Origin of the sequence: Rhodococcus sp. 008 (assembly GCF_001682295.1) — a bacterium.
GTDB lineage: Bacteria > Actinomycetota > Actinomycetes > Mycobacteriales > Mycobacteriaceae > Rhodococcus_F > Rhodococcus_F qingshengii.
In genome coordinates, this window is the sequence record NZ_CP012749.1 from 4,261,703 (window position 1) to 4,279,506 (window position 17,804).

The 17,804-nt window shown below is 61.9% G+C and carries 29 protein-coding genes; 26 read left to right on the top strand and 3 right to left on the bottom strand.

Translation table 11 applies throughout. The annotated features are described in order from the left end of the window. Nucleotides 1-8: 8 nt before the first annotated feature. From pabB to AOT96_RS19715, 3 genes are all read right to left on the bottom strand, one after another. A complete protein-coding gene (gene pabB, locus AOT96_RS19705) occupies nucleotides 9-2,093 on the bottom strand; it encodes an aminodeoxychorismate synthase component I (RefSeq protein WP_065352168.1) in 2,085 nt (694 codons plus the stop codon). Further along, nucleotides 2,090-2,614 (bottom strand): chorismate mutase family protein, encoded by a 525-nt coding sequence (locus AOT96_RS19710; protein WP_042922406.1) that lies wholly within the window; start codon nucleotides 2,612-2,614, stop codon nucleotides 2,090-2,092. Before AOT96_RS19710 ends, pabB begins: the two co-directional genes overlap by 4 nt. 85 nt (nucleotides 2,615-2,699) lie before the next feature. After that, the gene (locus AOT96_RS19715; RefSeq protein ID WP_003940943.1) at nucleotides 2,700-3,176 is read right to left on the bottom strand and encodes a hotdog fold domain-containing protein; all 477 of its coding nucleotides are present in this window, start codon (nucleotides 3,174-3,176) and stop codon (nucleotides 2,700-2,702) included. Nucleotides 3,177-3,728: 552 nt separating this feature from the next. On the opposite strand from AOT96_RS19715, the gene rpsJ reads away from it, so the two are divergent. The 26 genes from rpsJ (at nucleotide 3,729) to rpmJ (ending at nucleotide 17,598) form a co-directional block, all read left to right on the top strand. Next, entirely contained in the window at nucleotides 3,729-4,034 is a 306-nt protein-coding gene (rpsJ, locus tag AOT96_RS19720; protein ID WP_003938093.1) for a 30S ribosomal protein S10, read from the top strand. A 17-nt stretch (nucleotides 4,035-4,051) separates the two neighbouring features. Next, nucleotides 4,052-4,708, top strand: a complete 657-nt coding sequence (rplC, locus tag AOT96_RS19725; RefSeq protein WP_003940826.1) for a 50S ribosomal protein L3 — start codon at nucleotides 4,052-4,054, stop codon at nucleotides 4,706-4,708. Beyond that, nucleotides 4,705-5,379 carry a 50S ribosomal protein L4 gene (gene rplD, locus AOT96_RS19730; RefSeq protein WP_003940723.1) on the top strand — a complete coding sequence of 225 codons (675 nt, stop codon included), beginning with the start codon at nucleotides 4,705-4,707 and terminating at the stop codon, nucleotides 5,377-5,379. Before rplC ends, rplD begins: the two co-directional genes overlap by 4 nt. Continuing rightward, a complete protein-coding gene (rplW, locus tag AOT96_RS19735; protein WP_003940990.1) occupies nucleotides 5,376-5,681 on the top strand; it encodes a 50S ribosomal protein L23 in 306 nt (101 codons plus the stop codon). The genes rplD and rplW overlap by 4 nt, the downstream gene beginning before the upstream one ends. Before the next feature lie 39 nt (nucleotides 5,682-5,720). After that, nucleotides 5,721-6,557 carry a 50S ribosomal protein L2 gene (rplB, locus tag AOT96_RS19740; RefSeq protein ID WP_003940895.1) on the top strand — a complete coding sequence of 279 codons (837 nt, stop codon included), beginning with the start codon at nucleotides 5,721-5,723 and terminating at the stop codon, nucleotides 6,555-6,557. Nucleotides 6,558-6,570: 13 nt separating this feature from the next. Then, complete coding sequence (gene rpsS / locus AOT96_RS19745) at nucleotides 6,571-6,852, top strand: 30S ribosomal protein S19 (protein WP_003940820.1); 282 nt, start codon at nucleotides 6,571-6,573, stop codon at nucleotides 6,850-6,852. After that, entirely contained in the window at nucleotides 6,849-7,253 is a 405-nt protein-coding gene (rplV, locus tag AOT96_RS19750) for a 50S ribosomal protein L22 (RefSeq protein ID WP_003940717.1), read from the top strand. The genes rpsS and rplV overlap by 4 nt, the downstream gene beginning before the upstream one ends. After that, nucleotides 7,253-8,059 carry a 30S ribosomal protein S3 gene (gene rpsC, locus AOT96_RS19755; protein WP_003941003.1) on the top strand — a complete coding sequence of 269 codons (807 nt, stop codon included), beginning with the start codon at nucleotides 7,253-7,255 and terminating at the stop codon, nucleotides 8,057-8,059. Before rplV ends, rpsC begins: the two co-directional genes overlap by 1 nt. A gap of 3 nt (nucleotides 8,060-8,062) precedes the next feature. Next, a complete protein-coding gene (rplP, locus tag AOT96_RS19760) occupies nucleotides 8,063-8,479 on the top strand; it encodes a 50S ribosomal protein L16 (RefSeq protein ID WP_003940899.1) in 417 nt (138 codons plus the stop codon). Then, entirely contained in the window at nucleotides 8,479-8,715 is a 237-nt protein-coding gene (gene rpmC, locus AOT96_RS19765; RefSeq protein ID WP_003940734.1) for a 50S ribosomal protein L29, read from the top strand. Before rplP ends, rpmC begins: the two co-directional genes overlap by 1 nt. Next, nucleotides 8,712-8,993 (top strand): 30S ribosomal protein S17, encoded by a 282-nt coding sequence (rpsQ, locus tag AOT96_RS19770; protein WP_003941020.1) that lies wholly within the window; start codon nucleotides 8,712-8,714, stop codon nucleotides 8,991-8,993. The genes rpmC and rpsQ overlap by 4 nt, the downstream gene beginning before the upstream one ends. Nucleotides 8,994-9,339: 346 nt before the next feature. Further along, the gene (gene rplN, locus AOT96_RS19775; RefSeq protein WP_003940951.1) at nucleotides 9,340-9,708 is read left to right on the top strand and encodes a 50S ribosomal protein L14; all 369 of its coding nucleotides are present in this window, start codon (nucleotides 9,340-9,342) and stop codon (nucleotides 9,706-9,708) included. Continuing rightward, nucleotides 9,708-10,025, top strand: a complete 318-nt coding sequence (gene rplX, locus AOT96_RS19780) for a 50S ribosomal protein L24 (RefSeq protein ID WP_003941019.1) — start codon at nucleotides 9,708-9,710, stop codon at nucleotides 10,023-10,025. The genes rplN and rplX overlap by 1 nt, the downstream gene beginning before the upstream one ends. Nucleotide 10,026: 1 nt before the next feature. Next, nucleotides 10,027-10,593: a 50S ribosomal protein L5 gene (rplE, locus tag AOT96_RS19785; protein WP_003940924.1), complete on the top strand. Its 567-nt coding sequence runs from the start codon at nucleotides 10,027-10,029 to the stop codon at nucleotides 10,591-10,593. A 4-nt stretch (nucleotides 10,594-10,597) separates the two neighbouring features. After that, nucleotides 10,598-10,783 (top strand): type Z 30S ribosomal protein S14, encoded by a 186-nt coding sequence (locus AOT96_RS19790; RefSeq protein ID WP_003940698.1) that lies wholly within the window; start codon nucleotides 10,598-10,600, stop codon nucleotides 10,781-10,783. A gap of 451 nt (nucleotides 10,784-11,234) precedes the next feature. Beyond that, complete coding sequence (rpsH, locus tag AOT96_RS19795; RefSeq protein ID WP_003940873.1) at nucleotides 11,235-11,633, top strand: 30S ribosomal protein S8; 399 nt, start codon at nucleotides 11,235-11,237, stop codon at nucleotides 11,631-11,633. Nucleotides 11,634-11,647: 14 nt separating this feature from the next. After that, nucleotides 11,648-12,187 (top strand): 50S ribosomal protein L6, encoded by a 540-nt coding sequence (rplF, locus tag AOT96_RS19800; protein WP_003940970.1) that lies wholly within the window; start codon nucleotides 11,648-11,650, stop codon nucleotides 12,185-12,187. 1 nt (nucleotide 12,188) lies between these two features. Then, on the top strand, nucleotides 12,189-12,596 hold the full coding sequence (rplR, locus tag AOT96_RS19805) for a 50S ribosomal protein L18 (protein WP_003940996.1): 408 nt from the start codon (nucleotides 12,189-12,191) through the stop codon (nucleotides 12,594-12,596). Nucleotides 12,597-12,627: 31 nt separating this feature from the next. After that, entirely contained in the window at nucleotides 12,628-13,299 is a 672-nt protein-coding gene (gene rpsE / locus AOT96_RS19810; protein ID WP_003940718.1) for a 30S ribosomal protein S5, read from the top strand. After that, a complete protein-coding gene (rpmD, locus tag AOT96_RS19815; RefSeq protein ID WP_003940751.1) occupies nucleotides 13,299-13,478 on the top strand; it encodes a 50S ribosomal protein L30 in 180 nt (59 codons plus the stop codon). The genes rpsE and rpmD overlap by 1 nt, the downstream gene beginning before the upstream one ends. A 2-nt stretch (nucleotides 13,479-13,480) precedes the next feature. Beyond that, nucleotides 13,481-13,924 carry a 50S ribosomal protein L15 gene (rplO, locus tag AOT96_RS19820; RefSeq protein ID WP_003940829.1) on the top strand — a complete coding sequence of 148 codons (444 nt, stop codon included), beginning with the start codon at nucleotides 13,481-13,483 and terminating at the stop codon, nucleotides 13,922-13,924. Between the two features lie 276 nt (nucleotides 13,925-14,200). Then, nucleotides 14,201-15,520, top strand: coding sequence for a preprotein translocase subunit SecY (gene secY / locus AOT96_RS19825; protein WP_003940773.1), 1,320 nt, complete (start codon nucleotides 14,201-14,203; stop codon nucleotides 15,518-15,520). Beyond that, nucleotides 15,517-16,062, top strand: a complete 546-nt coding sequence (locus tag AOT96_RS19830) for an adenylate kinase (RefSeq protein WP_003940868.1) — start codon at nucleotides 15,517-15,519, stop codon at nucleotides 16,060-16,062. The genes secY and AOT96_RS19830 overlap by 4 nt, the downstream gene beginning before the upstream one ends. Continuing rightward, on the top strand, nucleotides 16,062-16,859 hold the full coding sequence (gene map, locus AOT96_RS19835) for a type I methionyl aminopeptidase (RefSeq protein ID WP_003940806.1): 798 nt from the start codon (nucleotides 16,062-16,064) through the stop codon (nucleotides 16,857-16,859). The genes AOT96_RS19830 and map overlap by 1 nt, the downstream gene beginning before the upstream one ends. A gap of 313 nt (nucleotides 16,860-17,172) precedes the next feature. Next, entirely contained in the window at nucleotides 17,173-17,394 is a 222-nt protein-coding gene (gene infA, locus AOT96_RS19840) for a translation initiation factor IF-1 (RefSeq protein WP_003418601.1), read from the top strand. A gap of 90 nt (nucleotides 17,395-17,484) precedes the next feature. Continuing rightward, entirely contained in the window at nucleotides 17,485-17,598 is a 114-nt protein-coding gene (gene rpmJ / locus AOT96_RS34765) for a 50S ribosomal protein L36 (protein WP_003938068.1), read from the top strand. Nucleotides 17,599-17,804: the final 206 nt, after the last annotated feature.

Sequence of the window (17,804 nt, forward strand, 5' to 3'; positions counted from 1 at the left end):
GGCTGGATCTACCCGCCGTACTCGAGGACCCGCGAGGACACCGCATCGAGCGCACGGAGCAGCGTGGACGCCTTGACCGTGGTCTCGTCGAATTCTTCTTCCGGATCGGACAACGCTGTGATGGCACCGCCGATTCCGAAGGTCACGCCGCTCTCGGTGCAGACCAGCGACCGGATCACGATCGAGAGGTCCGCGGCGCCACCGAGCGCGAAGTACCCGATCGATCCCGAGTAGACCCCACGTGGGCCGGATTCGAGACGGTCGATGATCTCCATCGTCCGTACCTTCGGGGCGCCGGTCATCGATCCACCGGGGAACGCGGCACGCACACAGTCCACCGCCGACGACCCCGGACTCAGGTGTCCGCGCACCGTCGACACCATTTGGTGAACGGACGAGTACGACTCGATCGCGAACAGCCTCGGAACGTGGACACTTCCCGGAACGCAGACCTTGGTGAGGTCGTTGCGGGTGAGGTCCACGATCATCAGGTTCTCGGCGCGGTCCTTCTCGCTGTCGAGCAGGTCCTGCCGTAGGGCAGCATCACGCGCTCGGGTGACGCCGCGCGGGCGGGTCCCTTTGATCGGCTTGGACTCGACGTTGCCGTCCGAGTCGACACGAAGGAACCGCTCAGGCGAGGCCGAGACCACCGAGATACCGGTGAAGTCGAGAAGTGCGCTGTACGGCGTCGGATTGATCGAGCGCAGATACTCGAACGCCTGCTGTGCATCGATCGTCTCGTCGACGCTCGCCATGTTGGTCAGACACACCTCGTAGGACTCACCCGCCCGGATCTCCGAGAGGGCCGTTCCGATCAACGACAGGTACTGATCGCGATCATGCCGAAGGCGAGCCTGCGTCCAGACGGTGTCGCTGATCAGCGGAACCGGGGTGCGTTCCGGAAGGTCCGCGCCGATCCGCGCCAAAGTGTCGACGGTCGATTCGAGCCAATCGTCATAGCCGGCGTCGCGGACTTTCTCGCGCAACCTCAAAACGTGAGTGCGGCCCGCGGTGTGATCGATGACGACGGCGCGGTCGGCAAACACCAGAGCAGCATCAGGAGTGGGTGCCGGATGGACTGCCCTTCCTCCGGTCTGTGCTTTCAGTTCGTAGCCGAGGTAGCCCACGTAGCCGAGGTTGAAGTCGAGTTCCGGATGGGAGGGCACGAAGCGCGTCGCGAGTTGTGCGTCCAAGTAATCGAAGAACGGAACTCGAATGTGCTCGTCGGACAAGCCTTTTCGGCTGACAGTCAGTACCTCGGCTTGCACGTCGTACGTGATGAACTCAGCCAGCGGCCCCGACGAATCGCCGAGAATCGAAAAGCGCGCACTCGGCTCTGCGGTTGCCGCGCGGTCCAGCCAGAACGCGTTCGGGCCGTCGGCGAACAGTGCTGCATAGGCCGCCGACGGGTCCACTGCAAAATCGAGAATCACGTCGTCGACGTCGTAGTTGATCGCCGGCCGCAGGTCGGGTGTTTGCGGAACAGGTTCGGGTCGGATCACCGAATCCAGAGTGCGTCCGACGGACAGATCGCGGAAGTTCGCGAGCAAATCTATGCCGAACTCGGTGCTGATGGACTCCGGATGGAACTGAACTCCCCACATCGGCTTGGTCCGGTGCCGGACACCCATGAGCAGACCGTCGGACGTCCACGCGGTACGAACGAAGGCGTTCGGCAGATTCTCGACGGTCAACGAGTGGTAGCGAACAGCTCGGAACGGCGACGGAAGTCCGGCAAAAATGCCCGAGCCGTCGTGATCGATCAGCGAAATTCGGCCGTGCATCGGTACGGGCGCAACCACCACGTCCGCGCCGAACAACTCGCACAGGCCCTGGTGGCCGAGACAGACACCGAGAAGTGGGAGAGGCGCTTCTTCGATGAAACGGCGGCTGATTCCGAAATCACGGTCGCGATCCGGCCGGCCGGGACCTGGGGAGATGACCACGTTGTCGTACGACGCGAGATCGAGGGAATCCCAATCCGCGTCGTTGCGGACCACGATCGGCACAACCCCGTTGACCTCGGTCAACAGGGTGAACAGGTTGTAGGTGAACGAGTCGTAATTGTCCACCAGAAGGGTGCGGGAACTCATGTCGATGATCCTGATCTCGGTCCGACGGATTCCCGAACAGTGTCCTCCTCCTCAACAGGTGCGTTGATCACCAGGTCTTCGAGTCGACAGGTCTCGGCAATCATCAGCTCGTACAGGGCGTTGAAGAAGTCAGGAGAGAGGTCGTGTCTACGAGCGAATTCACGCGCCCGCTCCTGCACGACGCGCACGCGGCCGGGTTGCATCATCGGAACCTCGCGGGAGCGCTTCCACTCGCCGATGCGCAGGCAGAGTTCCAGCCGCTGCCGCACCGTCTCGAGAAGTAGAGCGTCGATGGCGTCGAGGTCGCGCCGGAAGCTGTCCAATCCCTCGGCCTCGTCCGGATACGACGAGGTCTGCGTGCCTGCTTCGGAACTCGTTGTGGTCAAGAACTCTTCCACGAGGCCTCCCGGTGCTCGGCGTGACGCGAGGTCGACAATGTGGTGCCCGGAACGCAACCCACCTCCGGACACCGGCACCCCGACCGACCATCGCCGTTCGGGGAGGTGTTCCACGATCGTCATTCGCCGAAACCTGCGGTGGTGCCTAATTCTGCGAAACCTGTTTGGCGGGCGAATCAGGTTGCGATGCAGGCGGGTTCGTGAGTGCCTACTTGGGGGAGACCCAGGTGGTGATTTCGGCGTGGACTACTTCCTTGCCGCCCCGGTCGAAGATCGAGATGGGAACGAGAAGTTCCGTGCCACTCTCGATCGCCGCGAAGTCCGGCAAAGTCTCGAGTCGGGCGACCGCCCGCAGGCCGGTCTCGGCCTTGGCGAGGTAGTCGACCTTCATCGACTTGGGGATCCAGCGGTGGGAGTTCGGAACCGTCGCTTCGCTCAGCATGCCCATCGCGACCTCCGCGAGGTTGCAGGCAGCGATCGCGTGGAAAGTGCCGAGATGATTGTGGACACCCCACCATTTGGGGGAGCGGACCTCGCAGAGCCCTGGTTCCAACTTGGTCACCCGGGGGAGAACAGAGGCGAAATAGGGCACGCGAATGGACATCGCCGCCGAGAAAACTGCATGTCCGAGGGCGTTGTCCGGCAATTTCTGCCATCCGCGATAGGTAGGGCTGGAGGTAGTCATAGGCGTATCTTACTTCTGAGTAAGGTTGTTGTCGCGCAGCTCACTCGGAAAAGGCAGTTCGGGGGAGTTGAGGATTTGGGCCAGGTACGGCATACTGGTCGGGTTGCCTTGTCCGGGACGCGGTCGATTGCGGCCGTGATCGGGTAAGGGTAAGACGTCACAGACGATCGATCGCAGATCCCGTCAGGGTAATCGGGTCAACGACTGTGACCATGCAAGACGAGAAGTAATGCAGGACGGAAGCAGTACCTACTTTGTGTTCGACATCGAACACGTCCGGTACGCATCACGCGCCAGATAATCGAAAGATTGTCCGGCGCAGGATGAGTGAGAAGGCGACACGCCCGACCGCGTGTACCGGAGAACAATGACAAACGAACAGCGGCAGCAGATCCTGATCTCGATCCGAATCTCGGTACTCCCGAGAACTTGGACTTGGTCCCGATCGCTTCAGTGTTCGTCGTGTCATCGTCCAGGCAAGGACTGTGCAGACGAGGTAGCTCGAGCCTGACCAGGCGGGCTACGAAACGCGGCAAGAAAAGGACACTAAGCGTGGCGGGACAAAAGATCCGCATCAGGCTCAAGGCCTACGACCACGAGGCGATCGACGCGTCAGCGCGCAAGATCGTCGAGACGGTAACCCGTACGGGTGCCCGCGTCGTTGGACCTGTGCCGTTGCCGACCGAGAAGAACGTATATTGCGTCATCCGCTCGCCGCACAAGTACAAGGACTCGCGCGAGCACTTCGAGATGCGTACTCACAAGCGGCTGATCGACATTCTCGACCCGACGCCGAAGACGGTTGACGCGCTCATGCGCATCGACCTTCCGGCCAGTGTCGACGTGAACATTCAGTGACGGCGGAGACAAAAACAATGACTGATACCAAGATCAAGGGAATCCTGGGCACCAAGCTCGGCATGACCCAGGTCTTCGACGAGAACAACCGGGTTGTCCCGGTCACCGTCGTGAAGGCTGGGCCGAACGTCGTAACCCAGATCCGTACCGAAGAGCGTGACGGCTACAGCGCCGTTCAGCTCGCGTTCGGCGCCATCGACCCGCGCAAGGTGAACAAGCCGACTTCCGGCCAGTTCACCAAGGCTGGTGTGACCCCGCGTCGCCACGTAGTGGAGCTCCGCGTTGCGGACACCTCCGACTACGAGGTCGGCCAGGAGCTCACCGCCGAGGTCTTCGAGGACGGCGCATACGTCGACGTCACCGGAACCAGCAAGGGCAAGGGCTTCGCCGGAACCATGAAGCGTCACGGCTTCAAGGGACAGGGCGCGTCGCACGGTACCCAGGCTGTTCACCGCCGCCCGGGCTCCATCGGTGGCTGTGCAACTCCCGGCCGCGTGTTCAAGGGCATGCGCATGTCCGGACGCATGGGTAGCGACCGCATCACGACGCAGAACCTCTCGGTCCACAAGGTGGATGCAGAGAACGGCCTGCTGCTGATCAAGGGTGCGATCCCCGGCCGCAAGGGCGGCCTCGTGATCGTCAAGAGTGCAGTGAAGGGTGGTGCACGGGCATGACCAGCACCGAGACCAAGTTGACCCTGGACGTCAAGGTCGCCGGCGGCAAGACCAACGGCACCGTCGATCTCCCCGCTGAGATCTTCGACGCTCCGGCCAACATCGCGCTTCTCCATCAGGTTGTCGTCGCGCAGCTCGCAGCTGCTCGTCAGGGAACCCACTCCACCAAGACCCGCGGCGACGTCCGCGGCGGTGGCAAGAAGCCGTACCGCCAGAAGGGCACCGGCCGCGCACGCCAGGGCTCGACTCGCGCACCGCAGTTCGTCGGCGGCGGAACCGTTCACGGCCCGCAGCCGCGTGACTACAGCCAGCGCACCCCCAAGAAGATGAAGGCAGCCGCTCTTCGCGGAGCCCTCTCTGACCGCGCACGCAACGAGCGCATCCACGTCATCACCGAACTGGTTGCAGGGCAGACGCCTTCGACCAAGGGCGCAATCGCGTTCCTCGGCGAGATTTCGGATCGCAAGAAGCTGCTGCTCGTCGTGGGTCGCCAGGATGTAGCCGCTTGGAAGAGCGTGCAGAACCTGGAAGGCGTGCATCCCATTGCACCCGACCAGCTCAACACCTACGACGTGCTCAATGCAGACGATGTCGTGTTCAGCGTCGAGGCACTCAACGCGTTCATCCACGGGCCCGCAGAGAGCGCTCAGAACAAGGAGGACGCCAAGTGAGCACCATCGCTGACCCCCGCGACATCCTGCTCGCTCCGGTCATCTCCGAGAAGTCCTACGGACTGATCGAGGAAGGCACCTACACCTTCCTGGTGCACCCGGACTCGAACAAGACGCAGATCAAGATTGCCGTCGAGAAGGTCTTCGGCGTCAAGGTGACCAGCGTCAACACCGCCAACCGTCAGGGCAAGCGTAAGCGGACCCGATTCGGTTACGGCAAGCGCAAGGACACCAAGCGCGCGCTCGTGACCCTGTCCGCTGACAGCAAGCCCATCGAGATCTTCGGAGGACCGGTCGCGTAAGCGCCGGGACTTGACGAGACATAGAGGACGAGAAGACTCATGGCAATCCGTAAGTACAAGCCGACAACACCGGGCCGTCGTGGCTCGAGCGTCTCGGACTTCGCCGAGATCACTCGGTCGACCCCCGAGAAGTCGCTGGTTCGCCCGCTGCACGGTCGCGGTGGACGTAACGCACACGGTCGTATCACCACCCGTCACAAGGGTGGCGGACACAAGCGTGCATACCGACTGATCGATTTCCGTCGCAACGACAAGGACGGCATCCCGGCAAAGGTCGCTCACATCGAGTACGACCCCAACCGCACAGCAAACATCGCACTCCTGCATTACGCAGACGGTGAGAAGCGCTACATCATCGCCCCCAAGGGCCTGGTGCAGGGTTCACCGGTCGAGTCCGGTGCAGGCGCCGACATCAAGCCGGGCAACAACCTGCCGCTGCGCAACATCCCGACTGGTACCACCATCCACGGTGTGGAACTGCGTCCCGGCGGCGGAGCCAAGATGGCTCGTTCCGCAGGCGCCAGTATCCAGCTCCTCGGTAAGGAAGGCAGCTACGCCACGCTGCGTATGCCTTCCGGTGAAATCCGTCGCGTCGACGTGCGCTGCCGCGCATCCGTCGGCGAGGTCGGCAACGCCGAGCAGTCGAACATCAACTGGGGCAAGGCCGGCCGTATGCGTTGGAAGGGCAAGCGCCCGACCGTTCGTGGTGTCGTGATGAACCCGGTCGACCACCCGCACGGTGGCGGCGAGGGCAAGACCTCAGGTGGACGCCACCCGGTCAGCCCGTGGGGTAAGCCTGAAGGCCGTACCCGCAAGAACAAGGCAAGCGACAAGATGATCGTCCGTCGCCGCCGCACCGGCAAGAACAAGCGCTAGGAGGGAGTGAAGGATGCCACGCAGCCTTAAGAAGGGCCCGTTCGTCGATGACCACCTCCTCGCGAAGGTGGATGTACAGAACGAAAAGGGAACCAAGCAGGTCATCAAGACCTGGTCCCGTCGTTCGACAATCATCCCGGACTTCATCGGCCACACGTTTGCAGTTCACGACGGCCGCAAGCACGTCCCCGTGTTCGTTTCCGACTCCATGGTCGGACACAAGCTCGGAGAGTTTGCACCGACCCGCACGTTCAAGGGTCACATCAAGGATGATCGGAAGGCGAAGAGGCGATGAGCAACACCGAAACCGCCAACCCGACTGCCAAGGCTGTAGCGAAGCACGTTCGCGTTACGCCGATGAAGGCACGTCGAGTTGTGGACCTGGTCCGCGGGCGCTCGGTTGAAGACGCCCTGAACATCCTGAAGTTCGCGCCGCAGGCAGCGAGCGAGCCGGTCGCCAAGGTGATCGCCTCCGCAGCAGCCAACGCCGAGAACAACCTCGACCTCGACCCCAGCACGCTTGTCGTTGCTACGGCGTTCGTGGACGAGGGCGCGACCCTCAAGCGGTTCCAGCCGCGTGCACAGGGACGTGCGTTCCGTATTCGCAAGCGCACCAGTCACATCACCGTGATCGTGGAGAGCCTGCCGAAGACCGGAACATCGACCCGTAATCGCCGGAAGGGAAGTGCTCAGTAGTGGGCCAGAAAATCAACCCGCACGGCTTCCGTCTCGGCATCACCACCGACTGGAAGTCTCGCTGGTACGCAGACAAGCAGTACGCGGAGTACGTCAAGGAAGACGTCGCGATCCGTAAGCTCCTCGCCACCGGCATGGAGCGCGCAGGAATCGCGAAGGTCGAAATCGAGCGCACCCGTGACCGTGTTCGCGTGGACATCCACACTGCACGTCCGGGCATCGTCATCGGCCGCCGCGGCGCCGAAGCCGATCGCATCCGCTCCGAGCTCGAGAAGCTGACCGGCAAGCAGGTTCAGCTGAACATCCTCGAGGTCAAGAACGCAGAAGCTGAAGCACAGCTCGTCGCACAGGGTGTGGCCGAGCAGCTCTCGAACCGCGTTGCCTTCCGTCGTGCAATGCGCAAGGCCATCCAGTCGGCCATGCGTCAGCCCAACGTCAAGGGAATCCGCGTTCAGTGCTCCGGTCGTCTCGGCGGCGCCGAGATGTCCCGGTCGGAGTTCTACCGCGAAGGCCGTGTGCCGCTGCACACGCTTCGTGCGGACATCGACTACGGCCTCTACGAGGCCAAGACCACCTTCGGTCGCATCGGCGTCAAGGTCTGGATCTACAAGGGCGACATCGTCGGTGGCAAGCGTGAGCTCGCCGCCAACACGGCCGCACCGGCCGGGGATCGCCCGCGTCGTGAGCGTCCGAGCCGTCCGCGTCGTTCCGGTGCCACCGGTACCACTGCGACCAGCACCGAGGCCGGCCGCGCAGCGACCGCAACCGCCGATGCTCCCGCAACTGAACAGAATCAGGAGGGCTGACGCATGTTGATCCCACGGCGGGTCAAGCACCGCAAGCAGCACCACCCGAGCCGTTCGGGTGCCGCCAAGGGCGGTACCCAGGTGACCTTCGGTGACTACGGCATCCAGGCTCTCGAGCCTGCCTACATCACCAACCGGCAGATCGAGTCCGCTCGTATCGCCATGACTCGGCACATCAAGCGTGGCGGCAAGATCTGGATCAACATCTTCCCGGATCGCCCCCTCACGAAGAAGCCGGCCGAAACCCGAATGGGTTCCGGTAAGGGTTCGCCCGAGTGGTGGATTGCCAACGTCAAGCCCGGACGCGTTCTGTTCGAGATGACATACCCCAACGAGGAGATTGCTCGTGAGGCCCTGCGCCGCGCGATGCACAAGCTCCCGTGCAAGTGCCGGATCGTGACCAGAGAGGAGCAGTTCTGATGGCTACTGGAACCCCAGCAGCAGAGCTCCGCGAGCTCAGTGAAGACGAGCTGGTCACCCGGCTCCGTGAGTCGAAGGAAGAGCTTTTCAACCTTCGTTTCCAGATGGCTACCGGCCAGATGGACAACAACCGACGACTGCGCACCGTTCGTCACGAGATCGCGCGCATCTACACCGTCCTGCGTGAGCGTGAGCTCGGACTCGCTGTGGGTCCGGATGCAGGTGACGCGGCATGAGTGAGGAAAAAGCAGTGAGCACAGAAGAGCGCGCGAGCCGTAAGGTCCGTGTCGGATACGTCGTGTCCGACAAGATGGAAAAGACGATCGTGGTCGAGCTCGAAGACCGCGTCAAGCACAAGCTCTACGGCAAGATCATCCGCCGTACGACCAAGGTGAAGGCGCACGACGAGAACGGCGTTGCCGGCGTCGGCGACCGCGTTCAGCTGATGGAAACCCGTCCGCTGTCCGCGACGAAGCACTGGCGTCTGGTCGAGGTCCTCGAAAAGGCCAAGTAAGCCTGATCGAATCCTCGAGCTGATCGAGTATCACCGAATGGCCCGCTTCCCCTTGGGGGAGTGGGCCATTCGGCTTTCCGGGGGCTTTCGGGGCTTTCCGGGCGAAGGGTTCGAGTTGCGTCGAGTACGGCTGATTTGGTATTCGGCGAACCCTTCCCTACAATAGAACGGTTGCCTGTGGCAGAGGTGTGTCTTCACGTGCGCAGCTCGAACGGTGCTTGCAGTGATCGTCTCCCGACGTCAGTCGGTGGGACTGCAGCTCAGACACGACGCAGGTGGCAACAATGACCGCGCGCACCGGGTCGGTAATCCGTTGCGCACGAAATTCCAGGTCTAGGGAGATCAAGTGATTCAGCAGGAGTCGCGAGTTCGCGTCGCTGATAACACGGGTGCCAAGGAAATCCTTTGCATCCGCGTTCTCGGCGGTTCGTCACGTCGCTACGCCGGGATCGGTGACGTCATCGTCGCCACCGTCAAGGACGCAATCCCCGGTGGAAACATCAAGAAGGGTGAGGTCGTCAAGGCCGTCATCGTTCGCACGACCAAGGAGCGCCGTCGTCCGGACGGTTCCTACATCAAGTTCGACGAGAACGCTGCAGTGCTCATCAAGGCTGACAGTGATCCCCGTGGAACCCGCATCTTCGGACCCGTCGGCCGTGAGCTGCGCGAGAAGAAGTTCATGAAGATCGTTTCGCTTGCCCCGGAGGTGCTGTGATGAAGGTGCACAAGGGTGACACCGTTCTGGTCATCGCCGGCAAGGACAAGGGCGCGAAGGGCAAGGTCATTCAGGCCTACCCCGCGACCGACAAGGTCCTCGTCGAAGGCGTGAACCGAATCAAGAAGCACACCGCGGTTTCCGCGAACGAGCGCGGAGCATCCTCCGGCGGCATCGTCACGCAGGAAGCCCCGATCCACGTTTCCAACGTTGCAGTCGTCGACTCGGACGGAAACCCCACCCGCGTGGGCTACCGCACCGACGAAGAGTCCGGCAAGCGCGTTCGGATTTCCCGGAAGAACGGGAAGGACATCTGACATGACCTCCACCGAAAACAAGGTCCAGCCGCGCCTCAAGGCACGCTACCGCGCTGAGATCAAGGACGCGCTCAACAGCGAGTTCGACTACTCGAACGTCATGCAGATCCCCGGCGTCGTCAAGGTTGTCGTCAACATGGGCGTCGGCGACGCCGCCCGTGACGCCAAGCTGATCAACGGCGCTGTCCATGACCTGTCGCTGATCACGGGCCAGAAGCCCGAGATCCGCAAGGCACGTAAGTCCATCGCGCAGTTCAAGCTCCGCGAAGGTATGCCCATCGGTGCACGCGTCACCCTCCGTGGTGACCGCATGTGGGAGTTCCTGGACCGCCTCGTGTCTGTCGCTCTGCCCCGTATCCGCGACTTCCGCGGTCTCTCGGGCAACCAGTTCGACGGCAACGGCAACTACACGTTCGGCCTCAACGAGCAGTCGATGTTCCACGAGATCGACGTGGACAAGATCGATCGCCCCCGCGGCATGGACATCACCGTCGTGACCACCGCAACCAACAACGAAGAAGGCCGTGCACTGCTCAAGCACCTCGGCTTCCCGTTCAAGGAGAACTGAGCGCATGGCTAAGAAGGCATTGGTCAACAAGGCCAACAAGAAGCCCAAGTTCGCGGTTCGCGCCTACACCCGCTGCCAGCGGTGCGGTCGCCCGCACTCGGTGTTCCGCAAGTTCGGCTTGTGCCGTATCTGCGTTCGCGAGATGGCTCACGCCGGCGAGCTTCCCGGAGTTCGCAAGAGCTCTTGGTGATCTGAGGCCCTCGGGCTTCGTCACACCACGCATGTGAATGGGCGTGGGTTCCTTTGGAACCCACGCCCATTCGTGGTTTTCATCGAGATGTGAATCGTGCCGATCCTGAAAAGAACTGCCCCGCTGCGACTCTGGTTGAAAGCGATCATCGTTCGTCGGTGTCGTTCTTCGGTGCCGAACGAGCAGTTCAGATTTCGGGGTGCGTCGATAGCTTCCCGATCGCATCCTTCGGGCGGCAGTGGGGGAGGCGACATGGGATCCCGGTGGACACTTGCGCCAAAGTTCCCTACACTAGAGCGGTTGCCGTGGCTGACGCATGCGTTCAGCTCGGTGCGGTAACTTACGCCGTCTGACACAAGTCGGACGGCCCAGCCGAATTGCTGGAGGCCCACGATCGGATTCGTCCGGTGTTGCATGGGAACCACAGCGAGAAAGGTGTCGAGGTCGACCTATGACCATGACTGACCCCATCGCAGACTTCTTGACGCGTCTGCGCAACGCCAACACGGCGTACCACGATGAGGTGAAGCTTCCCCACTCGAAGATCAAGGCGAACATCGCCGAGATCCTCAAGCGCGAGGGCTACATCTCCGATTTCCGTACCGAAGACGCAGAGGTCGGCAAGACCCTCATCGTCGATCTGAAGTACGGTCCCAGCCGCGAGCGTAGCCTCGCCGGCGTGCGTCGCGTTTCCAAGCCCGGTCTCCGGGTTTACGCGAAGTCCACCAACCTGCCCAAGGTCCTCGGAGGCCTCGGCGTGGCCATCATCTCCACGTCGTCCGGTCTGCTCACCGATCGCCAGGCGGCCAATCAAGGAGTAGGCGGGGAAGTCCTCGCCTACGTCTGGTAAGGGAGGCCACCACAATGTCGCGTATTGGAAAGATTCCGGTCACCGTCCCCGCGGGCGTTGACGTCACGATCAGCGGCCAGGATGTCACCGTCAAGGGTCCCAAGGGCACCCTCGCGCTGACCATCTCCGAGCCCATCGCAATCGAAAAGGCAGAGGACGGCTCGCTGAGCGTCACGCGCCCCGACGACGAGCGTCGTAGCCGCGCGCTGCACGGTCTGTCGCGGACCCTGGTTGCGAACATCATCACCGGTGTCACCGAGGGTTACACGAAGAAGATGGAGATCCACGGTGTTGGTTACCGTGTGGCACTGAAGGGCAAGGACCTCGAGTTCGCGCTCGGCTTCAGCCACCCGGTGCCGATCGAGGCTCCTGAAGGCATCACCTTCGTCGTCGAGTCGCCCACCCGGTTCTCGGTGTCCGGCATCGACAAGCAGAAGGTCGGGCAGATCTCGGCCAACATCCGTCGTCTCCGTCGTCCGGACCCGTACAAGGGTAAGGGCGTGCGTTACGAGGGTGAGCAGATCCGCCGCAAGGTCGGAAAGACGGGTAAGTGATATGAGCCAGACTGCAAACCAGAAAGCCAAGCGGATTCCGCTGGGCAAGGATGCGTCCACCAAGCGTCGTCTCTCGAAGACGCGTCGTCACTTCCGTCTCCGCAAGAAGGTCTCCGGCACGCCCGAGCGTCCCCGCTTGGTCGTCAACCGGTCCTCGCGCCACATCCACGTCCAGCTCGTGGACGACCTGGCCGGCCACACCCTGGCCTCCGCGTCGACCATCGAAGCAGACGTGCGCGTGGCAGAAGGCGACAAGAAGGCTGCGAGCGCGAAGGTCGGTCAGCTGATCGCCGAGCGCGCCAAGGCTGCCGGCGTGGAAGCAGTTGTCTTCGACCACGGCGGACACGGCTACCACGGTCGCATCGCGGCCCTGGCAGACGCGGCTCGCGAAGGCGGGTTGAAGTTCTGATGACCAACATTTTCAACGGAAGGACAGCCTGATGCCGGGACGTCAAAGGCGTGACGGCGGAAGCGGACCCGCCGGACAGAATGGCCCCAACAGCGGTGACAACAGCAACGCTCGTGGGGACAACCGTGGTGGCGGCCGTGACCGTCGCGACGGTGGCCGTGGCGGAAACGCTGCGGAGAAGTCACAGTTCATCGAGCGCGTTGTCACGATCAACCGCGTTTCCAAGGTCGTCAAGGGTGGTCGTCGCTTCAGCTTCACCGCTCTGGTGATCGTCGGAGACGGCAACGGACTGGTCGGCGTCGGCTACGGAAAGGCCAAGGAAGTTCCCGCGGCCATCCAGAAGGGTGTCGAGGAGGCTCGCAAGAGCTTCTTCCGCGTCCCGATGATCGCCAACACCATCACTCACCCCGTTCAGGGTGAGGCTGCTGCCGGCATCGTCATGCTTCGCCCGGCAAGCCCCGGTACCGGTGTTATCGCCGGTGGCGCTGTGCGCGCCGTGCTGGAGTGCGCTGGTATCGCGGACATCCTGTCGAAGTCGCTCGGTAGCGACAACGCCATCAACGTCGTGCATGCGACCGTTGCTGCGCTCAAGGGTCTGCAGCGTCCCGAGGAAGTTGCGGCTCGCCGCGGCCTCACCCTCGAAGAGGTTGCACCCGCCGGCATGCTTCGCGCTCGCGCACAGGCTGCTGGGAGTGTGAAGTAATGGCAGATCTCAAGGTCACTCAGATCAAGAGCATCATCGGGACCAAGCAGAACCAGAAGGATTCTCTGCGCACGCTGGGTCTCAAGGGCATCCGTCAGACCGTTGTTCGTGAGGACAACGCACAGAACCGCGGTCTGATCAACGTGGTGCGCCACCTCGTAACAGTTGAGGAGGTCTAACCATGACCATCAAACTGCACCACCTGCGCCCCGCTCCGGGATCCAAGTCCAACAAGATTCGTGTTGGACGCGGTGAGGGCGGCAAGCGTGGTAAGACCGCAGGTCGCGGTACCAAGGGCACCAAGGCACGTAACACCGTGCGCGTGGGCTTCGAGGGTGGACAGATGCCGCTTCACATGCGTCTGCCCAAGCTCAAGGGCTTCACGAACCCGTTCCGCGTCGAGTACCAGGTCGTCAATGTCGGCGACATCGCCCGTCTGTTCCCCGAAGGTGGAGCAATCACGGTCGAGGATCTCGTCGCCAAGGGCGCAGTCCGCAAGAACCAGCTCGTCAAGGTTCTGGGCGACGGCGAACTGACAGTTGCCGTTCAGGTGACCGTCGACAAGTTCACCGGTTCCGCCAAGGAAAAGATTGCTGCTGCCGGTGGTTCCGCCACCGAGCTGTGAGTGATCACGCGTAGCTAGTCCGATGGCCGCAGCGCAGCGTTTGCTGCGGTGCGGCCATCGGCGTCTACGAGGTCGTGTCACAGGTACGAGGTCGTGTCACAGATTGGTCGTGCATGCTCGGACGGGCCAGTATTCTGGTCACCGAGTGGCAAATGTATCTTCGGCTTACCCGGTTTTCGTGGTCTGCCCGCCTAGTTCCCAAATGCTCACTGTTAGAGTTCAAAAGTTCGACAGGTCAAAACGATCTGTCTCCCTACCGTCGTGCCAGGAGGATCTTTGCTTTCCGCCTTCGTCTCGGCCCTCAGGACCCCAGACCTGAGGCGGAAGATCCTCTTCACCCTCGGCTTGGTGGCTCTGTATCGGGTCGGCGCTCTCATCCCGTCCCCAGGTGTCGACTACGGCCGTGTGCGTCAGTGCATCGATATCGCCAACTCCGGTGACTCAGCAGGTATCTACTCGCTGATCAACCTGTTCTCCGGCGGCGCTCTACTGCAGATGTCGATCTTTGCGATCGGCATCATGCCGTACATCACGGCGAGCATCATCGTGCAGCTCCTGACCGTGGTGATTCCGAAGTTCGAGGAACTTCGGAAAGAAGGCCAGTCCGGCCAGGCCAAGATGACGCAGTACACGCGTTACCTGTCCATTGCTCTGGCAATCCTGCAGTCGACCGGCATCGTCGCTCTTGCGGCACGCGGACAGTTGCTCCAGGGCTGTGACGACATCATCGCCGACAAGTCGATCTTCGGACTTGTCATCATCGTGCTGGTCATGACTGCCGGTGCTGCCATGGTCATGTGGTTCGGCGAGGTCATCACCGAACGTGGCGTCGGCAACGGTATGTCCCTCCTCATCTTCGCCGGTATCGCATCGCGTATCCCGAGCGAGGGCAAGGCAATCCTCGACAGCCGTGGTCCGCTGGTCTTCGCCTTCGTCTGCCTCGCAGCGCTGCTGATCATCGCCGGTGTCGTCTTCGTCGAGCAGGGTCAGCGTCGTATCCCGGTGCAGTACGCGAAGCGGATGGTCGGACGCAAGATGTACGGCGGATCCTCGACTTACCTGCCTCTGAAGGTGAACCAGGCCGGCGTCATCCCGGTGATCTTCGCGTCTTCACTGCTGTACCTCCCGAACTTGATTGCACAGCTGACTTCGGCCAGTACAGCGGTCGACCCCAGTTGGTGGCAGCGCCTCATCAACACCTACCTGGTGAATCCGGCCAACCCGGTGTACATCGCGATCTACTTCGGCCTGATCGTCTTCTTCACGTACTTCTACGTCGCCATCACCTTCAATCCCGAAGAGCGCGCCGACGAGATGAAGAAGTTCGGCGGCTTCATCCCCGGTATCCGACCCGGTCAGCCGACCGCGGACTACCTCAACTACGTGCTGAGTCGCATCACCCTTCCGGGTGCGATTTACCTCGGCACCATTGCTGTTCTGCCCAACCTGTTCCTCGACATCGGGAATGGCGGCGGCGCGCAGAACCTGCCGTTCGGTGGCACCGCGGTGCTGATCATGGTCAGCGTCGGCCTGGACACCGTGAAGCAGATCGAGAGTCAGCTAATGCAGCGTAACTATGAAGGGTTCCTCAAGTGAGACTTGTCCTCCTTGGTCCTCCCGGTGCCGGCAAGGGCACCCAGGCCGCTATCTTGTCCGAGAAGTTCGGCGTTCCCCATATCTCCACGGGTGATCTCTTCCGCGCGAACATCGGTCAGGCCACCGCTCTCGGTGTGGAAGCAAAGAAGTACATCGACGCCGGCGAACTCGTACCGAGCTCGATCACCAACGACATGGTGAAGGCTCGCGTCGCAGAACCGGACGCAGCAAACGGTTTCCTTCTCGACGGATTTCCGCGCTCGGTCGAACAGGCTCAGGCACTCGAGGGAATCTTGAAGGATCTCGACACCAAGCTCGACGGTGTCCTCTCCTTCGTCGTCGACGAGGACATCGTGGTCGAGCGTATGCTCGCCCGCGGTCGTGCAGACGACACCGAGGACGTCATTCGCAACCGACTCCGGGTCTACCGCGACGAGACGTCACCGCTGTTCGATTACTACAAGGACAGCATCGTCTCCGTCGACGCGATCGGCGAGGTCGAAGAGGTCAACGCTCGCGCACTGGCAGCGTTGGGTAAGTAATGGTCTTCGGGCGCAAACGCAAGGTTGTTCCGTTCCGCTCCGCGGGCGAACTCGACGCGATGGCTGCTGCCGGCGCGATCGTGGGTTCGGCGCTGGTGGCGGTTCGCGCTGCGGCGAAGCCCGGTGTCAGCACTTTGGAATTGAACGCGGTCGCTGAATCCGTCATTCGTGACGCCGGCGCCGTGCCCTCGTTCCTCGGGTACCACGGCTTCACCGGCTCGATCTGCTCTTCGGTCAACGATCGCGTCGTTCACGGAATCCCTTCAGCTCAGGACATCCTGGCTGAAGGCGACCTGGTTTCCATCGACTGTGGCGCGATCCTCGACGGATGGCACGGTGACTCCGCTTGGACGTTCGGTGTCGGTGAGATCAGCGTCGCCGATCAGGAGCTCAGCGAAGCCACTCGGCTTTCCATGGAAGCCGGGATCGCGGCAATGATCGCCGGCAACCGTCTGACGGATGTTTCGCACGCGATCGAGGTCGGTACTCATGCCGCCGAGAAGTTGCACGGTCGTTCCTACGGCATCGTCGACGGATACGGCGGACACGGAATCGGCCGGGAAATGCACATGGATCCGTTCCTCGCCAATGAAGGTGCCCCGGGTAAGGGTCCTGAACTGGTTGTCGGATCTTGCCTGGCGATTGAGCCGATGCTCACGCTCGGCACCACCGACACGGTGATTCTCGACGACGACTGGACCGTTGTGACGACCGACGGGTCCCGTGCGGCGCACTGGGAACACACTGTCGCAGTGACCGAAGACGGTCCGCGGATTCTGACACTCCGGCCGGAGTAGTCGACACAGTCGCTGACAAGTGTTGGCAGCGAGCATGATTCATGTTCGAGAAGTCCCAGCCTCATTTCGAGGCTGGGACTTTTTCGGTGGGGGAGCGGTGTGTGTCGTCACCCTGACCGGAGGCGCATTTGGCCTGGTCGTTTACATCGCGTAACATGGCTAGGCGGTGCGCTATGCGCGTCGATAGTTCGTGTGCCTACGCCTGGATCGCTCCGGGATCGGGCTTTCGAACTGCCGACGATCTTTCCATCGCGTGCCAATGTAACGGAAGCCGATGCACGAAGCATGCCAAACCAAACGGATCGCGGAGGATATGGCTAAGAAAGACGGGGCCATCGAGGTCGAAGGACGAGTAGTCGAGCCGCTGCCCAATGCGATGTTCCGCATTGAGCTCGAGAATGGCCACAAGGTCCTCGCCCACATCAGCGGAAAGATGCGTCAGCACTACATTCGCATCCTCCCGGAAGATCGCGTTGTCGTAGAGCTCTCGCCCTACGATTTGTCGCGCGGACGCATCGTTTACCGCTACAAGTAACGAACTTCCCGGACCTGACCTGGGTCAGGGAGAAGTATGTCTGCCGCGGTTCATCGCGGCGGGCTGCGACAAAACAGGAGATCAGAAGACGTGAAGGTTCAGCCGAGCGTCAAGAAGATCTGCGAGAAGTGCAAAGTGATTCGCCGTAACGGTCGAGTCATGGTGATCTGCGAGAACCTGCGTCACAAGCAGCGTCAGGGCTAGATCTAGCTTTTCGAAGATCTGCTTGGCAACAAGCAAAGAAGACCTCCCAGTACCAGCCATTGTTGACGAGACCCCACGCGATCGTTCACCGATCGCCAAGGTCGGACAATGGTTCACCCCCGGCACGGAGGCCGGGGCCCCACTGAGTTAGTTGATGAGATCATCTGCGCCTTCGGGCGTCGGTACTCGGCAAGAGGCACAGGGGA

What these genes read in the sequence shown, in the direction of transcription:
- rplO (WP_003940829.1), top strand. Translation starts at nt 13,481, where the DNA reads ATGACCATCAAACTGCACCACCTGCGCCCCGCTCCGGGATCCAAGTCC.
- rpsS (WP_003940820.1), top strand. Translation starts at nt 6,571, where the DNA reads ATGCCACGCAGCCTTAAGAAGGGCCCGTTCGTCGATGACCACCTCCTC.
- rpmD (WP_003940751.1), top strand. Translation starts at nt 13,299, where the DNA reads ATGGCAGATCTCAAGGTCACTCAGATCAAGAGCATCATCGGGACCAAG.
- rplD (WP_003940723.1), top strand. Translation starts at nt 4,705, where the DNA reads ATGACCAGCACCGAGACCAAGTTGACCCTGGACGTCAAGGTCGCCGGC.
- map (WP_003940806.1), top strand. Translation starts at nt 16,062, where the DNA reads ATGGTCTTCGGGCGCAAACGCAAGGTTGTTCCGTTCCGCTCCGCGGGC.
- rplF (WP_003940970.1), top strand. Translation starts at nt 11,648, where the DNA reads ATGTCGCGTATTGGAAAGATTCCGGTCACCGTCCCCGCGGGCGTTGAC.
- pabB (WP_065352168.1), bottom strand. Translation starts at nt 2,093, where the DNA reads ATGAGTTCCCGCACCCTTCTGGTGGACAATTACGACTCGTTCACCTAC.
- infA (WP_003418601.1), top strand. Translation starts at nt 17,173, where the DNA reads ATGGCTAAGAAAGACGGGGCCATCGAGGTCGAAGGACGAGTAGTCGAG.
- rplR (WP_003940996.1), top strand. Translation starts at nt 12,189, where the DNA reads ATGAGCCAGACTGCAAACCAGAAAGCCAAGCGGATTCCGCTGGGCAAG.
- rplX (WP_003941019.1), top strand. Translation starts at nt 9,708, where the DNA reads ATGAAGGTGCACAAGGGTGACACCGTTCTGGTCATCGCCGGCAAGGAC.
- AOT96_RS19790 (WP_003940698.1), top strand. Translation starts at nt 10,598, where the DNA reads ATGGCTAAGAAGGCATTGGTCAACAAGGCCAACAAGAAGCCCAAGTTC.
- rpmC (WP_003940734.1), top strand. Translation starts at nt 8,479, where the DNA reads ATGGCTACTGGAACCCCAGCAGCAGAGCTCCGCGAGCTCAGTGAAGAC.
- rplB (WP_003940895.1), top strand. Translation starts at nt 5,721, where the DNA reads ATGGCAATCCGTAAGTACAAGCCGACAACACCGGGCCGTCGTGGCTCG.
- rpsH (WP_003940873.1), top strand. Translation starts at nt 11,235, where the DNA reads ATGACCATGACTGACCCCATCGCAGACTTCTTGACGCGTCTGCGCAAC.
- AOT96_RS19715 (WP_003940943.1), bottom strand. Translation starts at nt 3,176, where the DNA reads ATGACTACCTCCAGCCCTACCTATCGCGGATGGCAGAAATTGCCGGAC.
- rplP (WP_003940899.1), top strand. Translation starts at nt 8,063, where the DNA reads ATGTTGATCCCACGGCGGGTCAAGCACCGCAAGCAGCACCACCCGAGC.
- AOT96_RS19710 (WP_042922406.1), bottom strand. Translation starts at nt 2,614, where the DNA reads ATGACGATCGTGGAACACCTCCCCGAACGGCGATGGTCGGTCGGGGTG.
- rpsQ (WP_003941020.1), top strand. Translation starts at nt 8,712, where the DNA reads ATGAGTGAGGAAAAAGCAGTGAGCACAGAAGAGCGCGCGAGCCGTAAG.
- rpsE (WP_003940718.1), top strand. Translation starts at nt 12,628, where the DNA reads ATGCCGGGACGTCAAAGGCGTGACGGCGGAAGCGGACCCGCCGGACAG.
- rplE (WP_003940924.1), top strand. Translation starts at nt 10,027, where the DNA reads ATGACCTCCACCGAAAACAAGGTCCAGCCGCGCCTCAAGGCACGCTAC.
- rplC (WP_003940826.1), top strand. Translation starts at nt 4,052, where the DNA reads ATGACTGATACCAAGATCAAGGGAATCCTGGGCACCAAGCTCGGCATG.
- rplV (WP_003940717.1), top strand. Translation starts at nt 6,849, where the DNA reads ATGAGCAACACCGAAACCGCCAACCCGACTGCCAAGGCTGTAGCGAAG.